Origin of the sequence: Micromonospora sp. NBC_01655 (assembly GCF_026339755.1) — a bacterium.
Lineage (GTDB): Bacteria > Actinomycetota > Actinomycetes > Mycobacteriales > Micromonosporaceae > Micromonospora.
Genome location: NZ_JAPEQF010000001.1, coordinates 5,880,856 through 5,895,817 on the forward strand (window position 1 = coordinate 5,880,856; position 14,962 = coordinate 5,895,817).

Sequence of the window (14,962 nt, forward strand, 5' to 3'; positions counted from 1 at the left end):
AGCTGCGGAAACACCATCCGGTCCCGAGGGAGGAGCGGGACGGAACGGGACAGGTCGCCCCGCCACCCCCGGTGATCTGCCTCACGACTGTCGGTGCCGTCTGGTTGACTGACGCCGTGGACCTGCCGATCAACCCGCCGGTCGAGCCGATGCTGGCCAAGGCCGTGCCGCGACTGCCCACCGACCCCGGCATGACGTACGAGCCGAAGTGGGACGGTTTCCGCTGCATCGTGTTCCGCGACGGCGACGAGGTGGAGCTGGCCAGCCGGGGCGGCAAGACGATGACCCGCTACTTCCCCGAGGTGGTCGAGCAGGCGCTGCGGCAGCTCCCGGAGCGCTGCGCCGTCGACGGCGAGCTGATCGTGATCCGCCGCGACGGCCCCGGCGGCCAGCCCCGGCTCGACTTCGAGCTGCTCGCCCAGCGCATCCATCCCGCCGCGTCCCGGGTGAAGCTGCTGGCCGAGACCACCCCGGCCGACTTCGTCGCGTTCGACCTGCTCGCCCTCGACGACGAGCTGCTGACCGACCAGCCGTACCCGCGCCGCAGGGCCCGGCTGGAGCGGGCCCTGGCCGGGGTCCGCCCGCCGGTGCACGTCACCCAGGTCACCACGGACCCGGAGACGGCCCGCCGCTGGTTCGACGTGTTCGAGGGCGCCGGGCTCGACGGGCTCATCGTCAAACCGGCCGACCTGCCGTACGAGCCCGGCAAGCGGCTGATGTTCAAGGTCAAGCACGCCCGCACGGCCGACGTGGTGGTTGCCGGCTTCCGCTGGCACAAGACCGGGCCGGTGGTCGGCTCGCTGCTGCTCGGCCTCTACGACGAGGCCGGCGTCCTGCACCACATCGGCGTCAGCTCCTCGTTCACGGCCGCCCGCCGCAAGGAGTTGCTGGACGAGCTGGCCCCGTACCGGGACGTCGGCGACGAGCATCCCTGGGCGCACGGCGACCACGAGCGCGGCCAGCGCATCCCCGGCGGGGTGAGCCGGTGGACCGGGACGAAGAACCTGGAGTGGGAGCCGCTGCGCCCGGAACTGGTGGTCGAGGTGGGCTACGACGCGATGGAGGGCGACCGGCTCCGGCACACCGCGCGATTCGTCCGCTGGCGGCCCGACCGCGACCCCCGGTCCTGCGGCTACGACCAGCTCGACCGCCCGATCCGATACGACGTCGACCAGGTCCTGCGCGGCGATCCGGCGGCGACCGCCGAGGCCGCTCCGGGGCCGGGCGTAGCCTGAGCCGTCGACCCGACCACGAGAGGCGCGCCGGTGACCCGCTTTCCCGACCGGATCCGCCGGGTCCGGCTGACCCTCGCCGGGCTCGTCTCGGCGGCGGTGGTCGCCGCCGGCTGCACGATGCCGGCGTTCGCGCCGCGCACCGAGTCCGAGGGCGCTGCCGCGCCGCCGGGCGCCGCGCCGACCTGGCGGGCCTGTCCCGAGGTGGCCGACGAGTTGGTGGGCCGGGGCGCCCCGGACATGCGGTACGACTGCGCACGGATCTCGGTGCCCCGCAACTGGGGCTCCGGCACCGGTGCCACGGCCGGCCCGGGCAGCGGGGAGACCTTCGAGATCGCCCTGCTGAGGGCCCGGTCGACGAAGCAGCGGGGCCGGATCGGCTCGCTCGTGATCAACCCCGGCGGCCCCGGCGGCTCCGGGGTGGACACGGCCGTCTACCTCTCGTTCGGCCCGACGTTCGGAGGGCTGCCCCCGTCGGTCACCGAGCGGTTCGACATCGTCGGGTTCGACCCGCGCGGGGTGGCCCGGTCCAGCCCGGTCAAGTGCATCCCCGACGCCGACCTGGACGCCAGCTTCGGCTACGACCCGGACCCGGAGTCCCCGGCGTCCTTCGACGGGTTCGTCGCGCTGAACCAGCGGATCGGGCGCGGCTGCGGCGACAGGTACGGCGACCAGCTCCCGCTCTACGGCACCGAGCAGGCCGCCCGGGACATGGACGCGGTGCGCGCGGCGGTCGGCGACGAGAAGCTGACCTACCTCGGCTACTCCTACGGCACCCTGCTCGGGGCGACGTACGCCCAGCTCTACCCGCAGCGGGTCCGGGCCCTGGTGCTCGACGGCGCGGTCGACCCGACGCAGGACCTGGTGGCCGGCTCGGAGAGCCAGGCGAAGGGCTTCGAGCGGGCGTTCGACAACTTCACCCGGTGGTGCGCGGCCAACACCGGGCGCTGCCCGCTCGCCCCGGACGCCCGGGCCGCGGTGACCTCGGCGATCGACAAGGCCAAGGTCTCCCCGGTGAAGGCGGCGGACGGCCGGGAGGCCACCTCCGGCTGGGTCTTCTACGCGGTCATCTCCTCCCTCTACACGGAGTCGGGCTGGCAGGAGCTGGCCCAGGCGATCGACCGGCTCGACGGCGGCGACCCGGCCGAGGTGTTCCGCCTCGCCGACGCGTACGCCGGGCGGGAGGACGACGGGCGGTACTCGAACCTGTTCGACGCCAACCTCGCGGTCAACTGCACCGACGAGTCGGAGAAGCCGACCCTGCAACGGGTCCGTCAGCTCCAGTCACAGTGGCGGGAGAAGTACCCGCTGTTCGGCCCGGCGCTGGCCGTGGGCATGCTCGGCTGCGTCGAGTGGCCCGGCGGGCGGGACCCGTACCCGACCGGCAAGGCCGTCGGCGCCCCGCCCATCGTGGTGGTGGGCACGACCGGGGACCCGGCGACCCCGTACGAGCAGACCGCGAAGCTGGCCTCGATGCTGGGCGTGGGCCGGGTGCTGACCTGGGAGGGCGAGGGGCACACGGCGTACCCGCAGACGCGCTGCGTGACGGACGCGGTGGACGCGTACCTGATCTCGCTGACGGTGCCCGGGGAGGGGCTGCGCTGCCCGGCCCGCTGACGGCTCACCCGAGGCGGCGGCCCCGGCCGCGCCTTCCGGCCGCCCCCGGCGGGGCGGGTGAGGGGGCCGGCTCGGCCGGCAGGACGATCCCGTGCCGGGCCGCCAACTCCTCCAGCAGCGCCCGCATCCGCCGCACGTCGGCCTTCAGCTCCTCCTGCTCGGCGTGCTCGAAGGCGTCGTCGTCCACGATCAACTGGCTGGCGAAGTGCGCGGTGATCAGCGGGATGACCAGCAGCACCATGGTCGAGATGAGCAGCGCCGCGAGGGCGCGCCCCGCGCCGGTGGTCGGCGAGATGTCGCCGTACCCGACGGTGGAGGCGGTCACCACCGCCCACCACACCGAGTCGGTGGCGCTCTTGTGCTCCACGTGGCTGTAGATGACCCCGGCCACCATGATCATCAACAGGTACGACGCGATCAGCGTCCGGGGCGAGTTGGCGAACCAGACCAGCCCCCGGTAGACCCAGCGGAACGGCAGCAGCAGGACGTCCATGCCGCATCATGCTGCCCCCTGCCGGCAAACCCGGTCGCCGGGGCATCGCCCGGGTCGCTGTGCCAGGCTGACGCCATGCGCACCCTGATCCTCCGGGAGGCGGTCCGGGCCGACCTGCCGGCCGTCATCGCCCTGCTGGCCGACGACATGCTGGGCAAGACCCGCGACTTCACCGAGGTCGACGAGGCGTACGAGAGGGCGTTCGCGGACATCTCCGCCGACCCCCGCAACCACCTCGTGGTGGCCGACGAGGACGGGGTGCTGGTGGGCTGCATGCAGATCACCTACATCCCCGGGCTCGGCCGGCACGGGGCCGAGCGGTCGCTCATCGAGGCGGTGCGGGTGCGCTCGGACCGCCGCGGGCAGGGGCTGGGGCGGGAGATGATGCGCTGGGCGATCGACCAGGCCGAGCGGCGTGGCTGCGCGCTGGTGCAGCTCACCACGGACAAGAGCCGCCCGGACGCGCACCGCTTCTACCGGGGCCTCGGCTTCACCGCCAGCCACGAGGGCATGAAGCTCACCCTCTGACGCCCCCTCCCCCTTCTCCCCCTCCCCCTCCCCCTCCCCCCTCCCCTCACGCGCGCCGATCATGGAGTCGTGGTGCCCGGTATACGCCGTCGCACCCCTTTCACGGGGCACCACAAGTCCATGATCGACGGGGCGGGGGGTGGGGTGAGGGTGACGGGGTGGGGGTGGGGTGGGTTAGGTGGGGAGGAGGTGGCCGTCGCGGAGGGTCAGGGTGCGGTCGGCCAGCTCGATGAGGGCCGGGTCGTGCGTGGCGACCAACGCGGTCATCCCGCGCGCGTGGACCACCGCCCGGAGCAGGTCCATGATCGACCGGCCGGTCTCCGAGTCGAGCTGGCCGGTGGGCTCGTCGGCGATCAGCAGGTCCGGCTCGTTGGCCAGGGCCCGGGCCAGCGCCACCCGCTGCTGCTGCCCGCCGGAGAGCTCGTACGGCCGCTGCGCGGCGTGCCCGCCCAGCCCGACCAGCTCCAGCAGCACCGACACCCGCTCCTCCCGCTCGGCGGCGGGCACCTTCGCCAGCCGCAGCGGCACCCCGACGTTCTCGGCGGCGGAGAGGATCGGGATCAGCCCGAAGGTCTGGAAGACGAAGCCGACGGTGCCCCGGCGCAACCGCAGCAGCTCCCGCTCGCCGGCCGTACCGAGGTCGTGCCCGGCCACCCGGACCTGCCCGGAGTCCGGCCGGTCCAGGCCGCCGACCAGGTTCAGCAGGGTGGTCTTGCCGGCGCCCGACCGCCCCTGCAGGGCGACCAGCTCGCCCTTGCCCGCGGTGAACGAGACGTCCCGGACGGCGTGCACGGCGCGCTCACCCCGGCCGAAGGTACGGCTCAACCCGGAGACCCGCACCACCTCCTCGGTGGTGGCGGCCGTCGGGCGTGGGAACGGCTGCTCGGTCATGCGTCACTCCGTTCGGCGTCGGTCCGGTCGCCCGGCCGCACCTCGACGTGGTCGGGTTCCAGGTTGAGTCGTACCCGGTCGCGCAGGGCCAGCGCGTCCACGAAGGACGCCGGGAGTTGCATCCGGCCCGTGCGGTCGAGCACCGCGTACTCCTCGCTGACCAGCTCGGTGGCGCCGTCCGCGCCGATCCGGGCGGTGCGGCGTACCTCGGAGGAGGTCCGGCCGTCGCGGATCGCGACGGTCCGGCGGACCTGGGTGGCCACGGCCTGGTCGTGGGTCACCACCACCACCGTCACCCCCAGCTCCGCGTTGATCTGCCGCAACGCGGCGAAGACCTCGGCGCCGGTGGCCTCGTCCAGCTCGCCGGTCGGCTCGTCGGCGAAGAGCACCTCCGGGTCGTTGGCCACCGCCACCGCGATCGCGCAACGCTGCTGTTCCCCGCCGCTGAGCTGCCCCGGCCGCCGGTCGGCGAGGTGGCCCACGCCGACCAGGTCCAGCAGCTCCCGGGCCCGGTCCCGGCGGACCCGCCGCCCACGCCGCCCGGCCAGCTTCATCGGCAGGTCGACGTTCTCCAGGGCGGTCAGGTACGGCAGCAGGTTGCGCCCGGTCTGCTGCCAGACGAAGCCGGCCATCTCCCGGCGGTAGCTGAGCCGGCGGCGGGCGGAGAGGGCGAGCAGGTCGTACTCGGCGACCCGGGCGATGCCGGCGGTCGGGGTGTCCAGCCCGGACAGGATGTTCAGCAGGGTCGACTTGCCCGACCCCGACGCCCCGACGATCGCGACCAACTCGCCCCGGTCGATGACCAGGTCGAGGCCCTGCAACGCGACCACCTCGACGCCGTCGCTCTTGAAGATCCGCACCAGGCCGTCGCAGACGATGTGCCCGCGCAGCCGGTCCTGCCCGCCGGCCCGCTCGGCCGCGCGCTGCGCGGCCCGCTGTTGCAGGGCGGCCAGGTCCGGTACGGCGGACGCCTCCACGGTGGCTGTCATCTCAGCTCTCCTCTCCGAGCCGCAGCACCTCACCGAGGCGCAGCCGGCGGTTGTTCAGCGTCTCCACGGTCACCGCGAGGGCCAGCGCCACCGCGCCGACCACGAGCACGGCACCGACCAGCCCGGGCGAGAACGCGACCCGGACCGGCGCGCCCCCGGTGAACGCGGCCAATCCGAGCGCCGGGGTGAGCAGCAGGGGCAGCAGCGCGCCCGTCACCGCGCCGGTGAGCAGCGCGACGGCGACCAGCGGCGTCAGCTCGACCAGCAGCAGCGCGCGCCACTGGCGACGGGACAGGCCGAGGGTGCGCAGCCGGGACAGCACCTGACCCCGGGCCCGCGCCCCGGCGAGCACCGCGAAGGCAATCGCCAGCAGGCCGAGGACGGCCCCGCCGGCCGCGCCGGCGGCGAAACCGAAGACCAGCAGGCCGTTCGCGCCGCCCCCGCCGAGCGAGTCGCGGGCGTCCCGCCAGGTCGTCACCTCGGCGCCGCGCGGTCGCTCCCCCGCGACGACTGCGCCGCCGGTCTGGTAGCGGCGCTGCCCCTCGTCGCCCGCCTGCCGCAGCGCCTGCACGTCGAACCCGTCGCCGGCGACCAGGAACGCCGTCGGCACCGGGCCGGTCGGGCCCGGGGCGGGCAGCGCCTGCCAGGGCAGCACCACGAACCGGTCGGTGGCGGGCGGGACGAGCGGGAAGTCCTCCGCCGTGCCGGCCACCCGGAACGGGTAGCCGCGTCCCTGCACGGACACCAGGGCCGAGGAGTCGAGGCCCTTGCGGGCCAGGTCCGCGGCGAGCGCCGGGGAGACCAGCGCGGGCGCCGGCCCGGGTGCGGGGTCGCCCCGCAGCAGCGGCGGCACCGAGACCGCCAGCCCGGCGTCCCGGGCCGCCTCGGCGAGCCCTGGCCCGTTGACCAGCAGCACGGAGACGGCGGCGAGGCCCGCGTCGGCGCCGCGCGGGTCGGCGATCCGCAGCGCGGTGTCCCGCACGATCGGGGTGGCCCGCCGGACGCCGGGCAGCTCCCGGAGGGCGGCGCCGGTGTCGGGGGCGAGCCGCTCGCCGTCGACCAGCGCGGACGCCGGCACGGCCAGCGTCGCCGTCCGGTCCCGGCCGGTCTCGATCCCGGTGGCCACGACGGCGCAGAACGCCGCCGTCGCGATCGCCACCACCACGACGACCACCGGGGCGGTGGCGGCCGACCGGCTCGCCTGGGCGGTGCCGAGGAACGTCACGCTGCCCCGCAGCCGGGCGGCGACCCGGCTCAGCAGCCGCAGCGGCCAGGGGTAGAGCCGCAGCGCGAGCACCGCCGCCGCGACGGCCAGCAGCACCGGGACCGAGGTCAGCAGCGGATCGACCGATCCCGGGGTCAGGCCCCGGCGTCGCAGCAGCACGACGGCCAGCACGGCCAGCGCCACGACCAGCAGTTCCACGGTCAGCCGGCGGACACCGGGGCGGGCGGAAACCAGGTCGCGCCGGCCGCCCGGGACGGCCGAGACGGCCAGCGCGGCCAGCGGCAGGGCCAGGGTGGCCAGGGTCGCCGTGGCCAGGACCAGCCAGCCCGTCCCACCGCCGGAGCCGGGCAGCAGCCGGCCGAGCAGCCAGCCCAGCGCCGCAGCCGGCGGGACGACCAGCAGCGACTCGGCCAGGCTGCGCAGCGCGCCGCTGGTCGGTGCGCCGCCCCGGGCGACCAGCAGGGCGAACTCGGTCTCCCGGCGGCGGGCCGCGAGCCGGGCGGCGAGCCCGATCAGCCCGGCCAGGGTGGCGAGCACCCCGGCGGCGATCACCGCGAGCAGCGTCCGCGCGGCGGAGAGCGCGTCGAGGAACTGCTGCAACGGGACGTCCACCGCCTGGGTGACGTTCAGCCCCGCCGGGGGCTCGCGGAGCAGCAGCCGCACGCCGTCGATGACGCCGCGCAGGTCGGCGACGTCCATGCCGTCCCCGGCCAGCCGGTACCGCCAGGAGAACCGGACCGGCCCGCCGGTGGCGGCCACCGCGTCCAGGCCGGCGTCGCCGGTCACCGCCACCATCTCGTACGGCTCCCCGTCGCCGGCCGGTTCGGTCACCCGCAGGACCGGCGGCAGCGTGTCCCAGATCCCGTCCGCCGGTCGGGTCGGCTCGAAGACGCCGACCACGAGCAGCGACAGCGGCGCGGTCCCCTCCCCGGCCCAGCCCAGGCGGCTGCCGGCGCGCAGGTTCACCTTCTGCGCCGTGTCGGCGGCCAGCGCGACCTCGACCGGCCGGCCCGGCCCGGTCGCCTCGGCCGGCCAGCGCCCCTCGACCAGGGTGGCCGCCTCCGCGATGCCGTGCATCGCGCGCAGCCGGGACACGACGAAGAGGTTCTTCGCCGCCAGGTCCGGCCCGGTCAGCCCGCCGAATGCGGTCTCCGCCACGTACCAGCGGCTGTCCACCGCATTCCGGACCGGGGGCGGCATGCCCGCCTGGAACGCGTCGAGGTCGCGGCCCCGCGCCGCGCTGACCGGCCCCTGGCTCCCGTCGACCGGCTCCTCGGCGGTGCTCAGGGTCAGGTCCCGCTCGGCGACCGGGCGGCCGGCGATGTACTCCCGAAGGCCCTGCTGCGCGAGCCCGTCGGCGACGCGGGGGATCCCGGTCACCAGCAGGACGGCCACCAGGGCCAGCACCCCCAGCAGCAGGAACTGCCCGCCGAAGGCCCGCACCCGGCGGGCGGCCCCGGTCATCGGCTGCCCGCCCCGGGACGCACGGTCGCTGCACTCACTGCTCTCCCCCGATCCGGGGCCGCGCCGCCGCGGCCCACCGGCCCGCGCCGGGCCGCGACCGCGCCGACGTTGTTGACTGATCCCCGCCGGACCGCGACCGCGCCGCCGGACCGCGCCGGCCCCCGCCGGACCGCGACCGCGCCATCGCCGTTCACTGGTCACCACCGAACCGCAGCTGCGCCGCCGCCACCCGCTGGCGCAGGCCGGCGGCGAGCGCCGTGCTGAACGCGAGCGCCGCCAGCAGCAGGCCGAGGGCGGTGCCGACGACCGGCAGCCAGGGCAGCGCGAAGGCCGCCTCCGGCACCGGTCGGTCCGCCGCCCGGGTGAGCACCACGAGGGGTGCCATGGTGGCACCCACCCCGGCGCCGACCAGCAGCCCGACGCCGACGCCGATCCCGGCCAGGAAGGTCTGTTCGGCAAGCAGGGCGCGGGCCAGCAGCCGTGGCGTCGCGCCCAGCGTGTGCAGAACGGTCAGCTCCCCGATCCGCCGGCGCGCGGTGGCCCAGACGTCCACGCCCAGCCCGACCAGGGCGAGCAGGACGGAGCCCAGCGCCGCCGCGAGCAGGCCGGTGCGGGTGCCGAGCCAGTACGGGTCACGGTCGGCCTCCGCCGCCGTCGCCCGCCGGTCCAGCACGGTGACCCCGGGCAGGTCGGCGACCGCCCGCACCGCCTCCGGGTACCCGCCGGGGTCGGTGCGCACCCACCACTCCGAGACCGGCCGGACCGCACCCTTGGCGCGGATCAGCCAGTCGACCGCGGCGGGCAGGTCCAGCAGCATGCCGGCGGCCGATCCGGTGGCCGGCACCGCCTCGACCTCGCCCACCACCTGGACCGGCAGGGTGGCCCCGGAGAGACTGACCTGCATCGTGTCGCCCCGGCCGACGCTCAGCGCCCGGGCCACCTGCGGGGTGATCAGCGCCGGAACCGGCGAGCCGTCCCCAGCCGGCACGACGGCGAACCGGCTGGATGGCTGCGACGCGAACCGGCCGCCCGCGACGATGTCGATCCTCCGGCCGGCGCGCAGCTCCCCGTCGCCGACCCGGACCGGCTCGCCCTGCTGCGGGCCGTCCGTCCGGGTCGTCCAGTCGCCGGTCAGCCGTACCGGGCTGGCCGTCCCGGCGGCGTCCAGCGCGCTCAGCCCGGTCACCTCCAGCCGGTAGCCGGAGCCCAGCGCCGGGCCGCCGGTGACCTCGAAGCCGGCCAGCCGGAAGGCCCGGCCGCCGGTGTCGGGCAGGTCCACCGCCGCCGGTACGGGCCGGCCGTCGCTGCCCGCGTCGGCCAGCGGCAGCGCCCAGGCATCGCCGTCGGCGGTGGTGAGCAGCACGGACACCGCGATCCGGTGCGGACGCAGCGCGCCGGTCACCGGGGTACGGACGGTGCCGGCGAGCCGGCGGGCGGTGGCCGGCAGTTCGACGCCGGCGGGGGCGGCCCGGCCGCGTGCCTGCCGGTCGAGCAGGGCCCGGGCCGGCTCGTCGGCGAGCCGGACCACGTCCGGTGCCGCCGCGGCGTCCAGGCTCAGCACGCTCACCGGCAGGTCCTCGCGGCCCACCCGGATGTCGTCGCGCCAGGCGGGCAGCACCCGGTCGACGCCGGGCACCCCGGCCAGCCGTCCCGCCCGGTCGGCCGGCGCGGCGCCGGAGCGCTCGACCAGCCGCAGGTCGGCGCCGACGCTGTGGTCGGCCTGGTCGACGTGCGACCGTTCCCCGGTGGTGACCAGCGACCAGGCCAGGGTGCTGCCGCCCACGGCGAGCGCGAGCAGCAGCACCGGGCCGGCGTGCGGACGCCGGCCGGCCTGCCACATGCCCAGCATCGTGGCGGTCCAGGGCCGGGTGTCGACGAACCGCTCGGCGAACCGGGTGGCCGGCGGCAGCAGGCGCAACGCGACCACGGCGCCGGCCAGCACGCCCAGCGTCGGCGCCGCCACCAGCAGCGGGTCGACGCCGAGCCGGCCGCCCGCGCCGGCCAGCGGGGAGGAGTACTGCCGTAGCTGGGTCCAGGCGAGCACGGCCAGGCCGACCAGGGCCAGGTCGGCGCCGGCCCGCTGGGCCGTGGCGGCCCGGCTCGGGCGGGACCGGGCCGCCAGGTCGGCGACGTACGTGCCGGCCCGGCGCATCGCCGGCAGCACCATCGCCACCAGGCAGCCGGCGGCCGTGGCGGCGGCGACCGCCCAGGTGAGCGTGCTGCCCGCGGCCGACGGGTCGGCCCACGCCTGGCCCCGGCCGACGTGGCGCAGGGCCTCGGCGGCGAGCGGCGGCCCGAGCAGCGCGGCCGGGAGGACCACCAGGGCCGCCTCCCGGGCGGCCAGGCCGGCGATCTGCCGCCGGGCCGCGCCCCGGGCGCGCAACAGCGCCGTCTGCGCGCGGCGGTCCTCGTTGAGCAGGGCGGCCACCAGCACCAGCGCGTAGCCGCCGAGGACCAGGATGAGCAGCAGCGGGGTGAGCAGCGAGGAGCGGCCCACCAGGTCGGCGCGGCCGAGCCGGTCGATCAGCCGGTCCATCGTGGTGACGGTCTGAGCGGACGAGCCGAGCCCGCTCGCCTCGGGCAGCTCGGCGACCTGGGTGGCGACGGCCCGCTTCACGGCCTCCAACCGACTCGGCTCGACGGCGGCCAGGTCGGGCTCGACCAGCCAGGACGCCGACGTGGTGCCGGGGAACGTCCGGTCGAAGTCGGTCGGGTCGAGCAGGAACGGCCCGTACGACGTGGCGGAGCCGGCGGCGACGGCACCCGGCGCGAGCCGCCAGTACGACTCGGCCGGGTCCCGGGGCCGGAAGAGCCCGACCACCTCCACCTGGCTGGCCCGTTCGCTGGCCCGGTCCCGCAGCGGCACCCGCTCGCCGACGGTCAGGCCGAGCAGGCCGGCGACCCGTTCCGGCAGCAGGGCCTGCATCGGCTCGGCCCCGCGCTCGGGCTGCCGCCCGGCGACCAGGTCCGCGTGGCCGGTCAGGCCCTCCAGCGTGGCCAGCGCGGCGAAGACCGGATCGGTGCCGACCCGGGCCGCCCCGAGGTCGCCGGTCAGCTCGCGCCCGGTGCCGAACCGGGCCCCGCGCACCGCTACGGGCGCACCGCCGAGCCCGGCGGCGAAACGCTCCCGGACGGCCCGGTCCCGGGCGGTGTAGGCGGCCCGGTCCGCGCCACCGGAGCCGCTGACCAGCAGGCTGCGTTCCTGCGCCGGGGATGCGGCGAGCACCGCCCGCTGCCCCGCGTCGACGGCCCGCCGGTTGTAGTCGGCCAGCCCGGTGACGAGGGCGATCGCCACCAGGGCCGCCGCCACCGCGGCGAGCAGCAGTCCCCGGGCCGCCCGGGCCCGCCTCCACACCATCGCCATCGCGCCGCCTCCCTGGGCCCAGCGGGCCGACGATCACAATGACCCGCTGCGGGCCCGGAAAGGTTCGCGCCCGTTATCCGACCGTTATGGTGGTGGTGCGGCGCGGCCGACCGTATTGCCCCGCCCGTGGTCACCGGTCCGGGCGTCGAACTGCTTGGATGGCGGTCATGGACATCGCCCTCGCCGTGCTGATCATCGCCGTCGTACTGCTGCTGGCCGCCCAGCTCGTCGGGCCCCGGCAGGACCGCAGCACGCCCCGACGGCTGGCCGAGATCGAGCGACGCCTGCAACTGGTGATGGACCACCTCGGGGTGGTGGACGAGCGGCCGACGCCGCCCGGGGTCCGCGAGTACCTGGCCCGCGGCGAGAAGCTCAAGGCGATCAAGGCGTACCGGGCGGCGACGGGCACGGACCTGCGGACGGCCAAGGAGGCCGTGGAGGCGATGATGGGCCCGCTCCGTTGAGCCGGGGCCGGGGCCGGACGACGTGAGCGACGGGCGTCCACCCGGTCGACGTGAGCGGCCCGGGTGCTCCGCAGGCGGTCAGCGCGGGCGGTCGCGGTCCTTGGAGGGCTGCACCCGCTTCGGCTCGCCCGGCATCTTCGGGTGGTCCGGCGGGTACGGCATGTCGCCCTGGCCCGCCGTGGCGTCCCGGTCGGCCCACTCCAGCAGCGGGGTGATGTCCCACGGGGCGTCGTCGATGCCGGCGTGCGGGTCGCCCCGCTCGGCCAGCCGGGCCGGGACGCTGCCCAGGTGGAACTCGTCCGGGTCCACGTCGGGCAGCTCGTCCCAGGTGACCGGGGTGGACACGGTGGCCCGGGCGTTGGCCCGCAGCGAGTACGCGCAGGCGATCGTGCGGTCCCGGGCCATCTGGTTGTAGTCGACGAACACCCGCTCGCCCCGCTGCTCCTTCCACCAGGCGGTGGTGACCAGGTCGGGGCGGCGGCGCTCCAACTCCCGGGCCAGCGCGATGGTGGCCCGCCGCACCTCGGTGAACGTCCACCGGGGCGCGATCCGCAGGTAGACGTGCACGCCTCGGCCGCCGGAGGTCTTCGGCCAGCCGGTCGCGCCCAGTTCGCCGAGCAGGGCGCGCACCTCGGCGGCGGCGGACGCCGCGTCGGCGAAGTCGGTGCCCGGCTGCGGGTCGAGGTCGATCCGCAGCTCGTCGGGGTGGTCGACGTGGTCGGCGCGCACCGGCCACGGGTGGAACACGACGGTGCCCATCTGGGCGGCCCAGGCCACATGGGCGAGGTCGGCCGGGCAGAGCTCGTCGGCCGTCCGGCCGCTGGGGAAGCTGATCCGGGCGGTGCGCACCCACGGCGGCACACCCCGGGTGGGCACCCGCTTCTGGAAGAACATCTCCCCGGCGATGCCGTCGGGGAAGCGTTGCAGCGTGGTGGGGCGGTCCCGCAGGGCGCGCAGGATGCCCTCGCCCACCGCGACGTAGTAGCCGAAGACGTCCGCCTTGGTGAAGCCCCGCTCCGGGAAGATCACCCGGTCCGGGCTGGTCAGTCGAACCGTGTGGCCGGCCACCTCGATCTCCGTGGCCGTTGCCTTCGTGCTGCCGCCCATTCCGAGACCATATGCCACGGCACCGACACCCGGCGTACCGTTGTCGGGTGAGTCTTGACGAGAACGAGCTGCCCCGAACCGAGGACGAGTGGCGGGTCCGGCTGAGCCCGGAGGAGTTCCGGGTGCTGCGCGAGGCCGGCACCGAGCCCGCGTGGACCGGCGAGTACGTGGACACGAAGACCCCCGGCGTCTACCACTGCCGCGCCTGCGGGGCACAGCTCTACCCCAGTGACACGAAGTTCGACTCGCACTGCGGCTGGCCGAGCTTCGACGACGCGCTCCCGGGCGCGGTGAAGGAGATCGAGGACGACAGCCACGGCATGCGGCGTACGGAGATCCGTTGCGCGCGCTGCGACAGCCACCTCGGCCACGTCTTCCGGGGCGAGGGGTTCACCCCGAAGAACACCCGGCACTGCGTGAACTCGATCTCCGTCCGGCTGGAGCCGGCGCAGGGCTGAGGCGCGGGCGCCCGCCCGCCGGCCGGCCGGCGCGTCGCGGGGCAGGCAGAACGTGACCCGGGTCCGGTTGCCGGAGAGCCTGCTGCGCCTGATCATGTCATCCTCCGGGGTTCGAGGCTCCCACCAGGCTCAACGGCCGACACGCCGGCCCGACACGCCGCCGCGACGGTCGGCTTCGGCCGTTCCGGCCGCCCGGATCGGGCCGCTGCCGCACGCTGTGGAGACACATGTCCTTTTCTCGGGGGGTCCGGCCATGGCGACGTGCGAAGTCTGCGGCAACGACTACTGGATGGCGTTCGAGGTGCGTACGGTCAGCGGCGACGTGCACACCTTCGACTGCTTCGAATGCGCGGCGCACCGGCTGGCGCCGATCTGCGAGCACTGCCAGGTCAAGATCGTCGGCCATGGGGTCGAGGTCTCGGGGCGCTTCTTCTGTTGCGCCCACTGCGCCCGGCAGGAGGAGGGCGACCGGGGCGCGGAGATCCGCGACGCTATCGGCGCTCGCCCCCGCTGAGCGGGGTTACCGCGTCCCGGCGGGCACGGGCACCTACCATCACCGGATGCCGCCGCAGACCGTCGAGGCCCGACTCGCCTCCTTCGCCGAGCTGGACGCCCGCACCCTCCACGACCTGTTCCGGCTCCGCGTCGACGTGTTCGTGGTGGAGCAGGCGTGCCCGTACCCGGAACTGGACGGCCGGGACATCGAGCCCGGCACCCGGCACCTGTGGCTGACCCGCGACGGCGCCGTCGTGGCGTACCTGCGGATCCTGGCCGACCCCGGCGGCGTGGCGCGGATCGGCCGGGTGGTGGTGGCGCCGGACGCCCGGCGCGGCGGGTACGCCGGGCGGCTGATGGCCGAGGCGCTGGCCGTGGTGGGCGACCGGCCGTGCGTGCTGGACGCGCAGTCCCACCTGGCCGGCTTCTACGCCCGGCACGGCTTCGCCGTCAGCGGGCCCGAGTACGTCGAGGACGGCATTCCGCACACCCCGATGCGCCGGGAAAGCGCCATCCATTGACATAAGCGAATGGATGTGGAAATCTGCGCGAGCAGGAGCCGCCACGGGATCAGCACGAGCCGGCGGGGAGGGGCAACTCCCGCCGTCCGGGCGTCGTCGCAGTCCGAACCTCTC

General features: G+C 75.9%; 13 protein-coding genes. 7 read left to right on the top strand and 6 right to left on the bottom strand.

What is annotated here, in order from left to right; all coding sequences use genetic code 11:
* The first annotated feature begins 116 nt into the window (after window positions 1–116).
* A complete protein-coding gene (locus OOK41_RS25855) occupies window positions 117–1,235 on the top strand; it encodes an ATP-dependent DNA ligase (protein WP_117666730.1) in 1,119 nt (372 codons plus the stop codon).
* Between the two features lie 30 nt (window positions 1,236–1,265).
* On the top strand, window positions 1,266–2,849 hold the full coding sequence (locus OOK41_RS25860) for an alpha/beta hydrolase (protein ID WP_117666727.1): 1,584 nt from the start codon (window positions 1,266–1,268) through the stop codon (window positions 2,847–2,849).
* A 4-nt stretch (window positions 2,850–2,853) separates the two neighbouring features.
* Here OOK41_RS25860 and OOK41_RS25865 read toward each other — a convergent pair whose 3' ends face one another.
* Complete coding sequence (locus tag OOK41_RS25865) at window positions 2,854–3,342, bottom strand: potassium channel family protein (protein ID WP_117666725.1); 489 nt, start codon at window positions 3,340–3,342, stop codon at window positions 2,854–2,856.
* 75 nt (window positions 3,343–3,417) lie between these two features.
* Here OOK41_RS25865 and OOK41_RS25870 point away from each other — a divergent pair, with 75 nt between their 5' ends.
* Entirely contained in the window at window positions 3,418–3,870 is a 453-nt protein-coding gene (locus OOK41_RS25870) for a GNAT family N-acetyltransferase (protein ID WP_117666723.1), read from the top strand.
* A 174-nt stretch (window positions 3,871–4,044) separates the two neighbouring features.
* Here OOK41_RS25870 and OOK41_RS25875 read toward each other — a convergent pair whose 3' ends face one another.
* The 4 genes from OOK41_RS25875 to OOK41_RS25890 all read right to left on the bottom strand — a co-directional run bounded on the left by OOK41_RS25875 (window position 4,045) and on the right by OOK41_RS25890 (window position 11,803).
* Window positions 4,045–4,761: an ABC transporter ATP-binding protein gene (locus tag OOK41_RS25875; RefSeq protein WP_266267032.1), complete on the bottom strand. Its 717-nt coding sequence runs from the start codon at window positions 4,759–4,761 to the stop codon at window positions 4,045–4,047.
* Window positions 4,758–5,750: an ABC transporter ATP-binding protein gene (locus OOK41_RS25880; RefSeq protein WP_266267033.1), complete on the bottom strand. Its 993-nt coding sequence runs from the start codon at window positions 5,748–5,750 to the stop codon at window positions 4,758–4,760. The genes OOK41_RS25875 and OOK41_RS25880 overlap by 4 nt, the downstream gene beginning before the upstream one ends.
* Window position 5,751: 1 nt before the next feature.
* On the bottom strand, window positions 5,752–8,439 hold the full coding sequence (locus OOK41_RS25885) for an FtsX-like permease family protein (RefSeq protein ID WP_266267034.1): 2,688 nt from the start codon (window positions 8,437–8,439) through the stop codon (window positions 5,752–5,754).
* A 190-nt stretch (window positions 8,440–8,629) separates the two neighbouring features.
* Window positions 8,630–11,803, bottom strand: a complete 3,174-nt coding sequence (locus tag OOK41_RS25890; protein WP_266267035.1) for an FtsX-like permease family protein — start codon at window positions 11,801–11,803, stop codon at window positions 8,630–8,632.
* 167 nt (window positions 11,804–11,970) lie between these two features.
* On the opposite strand from OOK41_RS25890, the gene OOK41_RS25895 reads away from it, so the two are divergent.
* Window positions 11,971–12,267 (top strand): hypothetical protein, encoded by a 297-nt coding sequence (locus tag OOK41_RS25895; protein WP_266267036.1) that lies wholly within the window; start codon window positions 11,971–11,973, stop codon window positions 12,265–12,267.
* Between the two features lie 78 nt (window positions 12,268–12,345).
* Here the strand turns inward: OOK41_RS25895 and ligD are convergent, their stop codons facing one another.
* Window positions 12,346–13,374: a non-homologous end-joining DNA ligase gene (gene ligD, locus OOK41_RS25900; protein ID WP_266267037.1), complete on the bottom strand. Its 1,029-nt coding sequence runs from the start codon at window positions 13,372–13,374 to the stop codon at window positions 12,346–12,348.
* 47 nt (window positions 13,375–13,421) lie between these two features.
* On the opposite strand from ligD, the gene msrB reads away from it, so the two are divergent.
* The 3 genes from msrB (at window position 13,422) to OOK41_RS25915 (ending at window position 14,848) form a co-directional block, all read left to right on the top strand.
* Window positions 13,422–13,832 carry a peptide-methionine (R)-S-oxide reductase MsrB gene (gene msrB / locus OOK41_RS25905; protein ID WP_117666711.1) on the top strand — a complete coding sequence of 137 codons (411 nt, stop codon included), beginning with the start codon at window positions 13,422–13,424 and terminating at the stop codon, window positions 13,830–13,832.
* Window positions 13,833–14,085: 253 nt separating this feature from the next.
* Window positions 14,086–14,346 carry a Prokaryotic metallothionein gene (locus OOK41_RS25910; protein WP_266267038.1) on the top strand — a complete coding sequence of 87 codons (261 nt, stop codon included), beginning with the start codon at window positions 14,086–14,088 and terminating at the stop codon, window positions 14,344–14,346.
* A 46-nt stretch (window positions 14,347–14,392) separates the two neighbouring features.
* The gene (locus OOK41_RS25915) at window positions 14,393–14,848 is read left to right on the top strand and encodes a GNAT family N-acetyltransferase (RefSeq protein WP_117666707.1); all 456 of its coding nucleotides are present in this window, start codon (window positions 14,393–14,395) and stop codon (window positions 14,846–14,848) included.
* Window positions 14,849–14,962 lie beyond the last annotated feature (114 nt).

Excerpts from the sequence above, each read along its gene's own strand:
- OOK41_RS25915 (WP_117666707.1), top strand. The coding sequence starts at position 14,393 with ATGCCGCCGCAGACCGTCGAGGCCCGACTCGCCTCCTTCGCCGAGCTG.
- OOK41_RS25875 (WP_266267032.1), bottom strand. The coding sequence starts at position 4,761 with ATGACCGAGCAGCCGTTCCCACGCCCGACGGCCGCCACCACCGAGGAG.
- OOK41_RS25885 (WP_266267034.1), bottom strand. The coding sequence starts at position 8,439 with ATGACCGGGGCCGCCCGCCGGGTGCGGGCCTTCGGCGGGCAGTTCCTG.
- OOK41_RS25895 (WP_266267036.1), top strand. The coding sequence starts at position 11,971 with ATGGACATCGCCCTCGCCGTGCTGATCATCGCCGTCGTACTGCTGCTG.
- OOK41_RS25865 (WP_117666725.1), bottom strand. The coding sequence starts at position 3,342 with ATGGACGTCCTGCTGCTGCCGTTCCGCTGGGTCTACCGGGGGCTGGTC.
- ligD (WP_266267037.1), bottom strand. The coding sequence starts at position 13,374 with ATGGGCGGCAGCACGAAGGCAACGGCCACGGAGATCGAGGTGGCCGGC.
- OOK41_RS25880 (WP_266267033.1), bottom strand. The coding sequence starts at position 5,750 with ATGACAGCCACCGTGGAGGCGTCCGCCGTACCGGACCTGGCCGCCCTG.
- OOK41_RS25910 (WP_266267038.1), top strand. The coding sequence starts at position 14,086 with ATGGCGACGTGCGAAGTCTGCGGCAACGACTACTGGATGGCGTTCGAG.
- OOK41_RS25870 (WP_117666723.1), top strand. The coding sequence starts at position 3,418 with ATGCGCACCCTGATCCTCCGGGAGGCGGTCCGGGCCGACCTGCCGGCC.
- OOK41_RS25890 (WP_266267035.1), bottom strand. The coding sequence starts at position 11,803 with ATGGCGATGGTGTGGAGGCGGGCCCGGGCGGCCCGGGGACTGCTGCTC.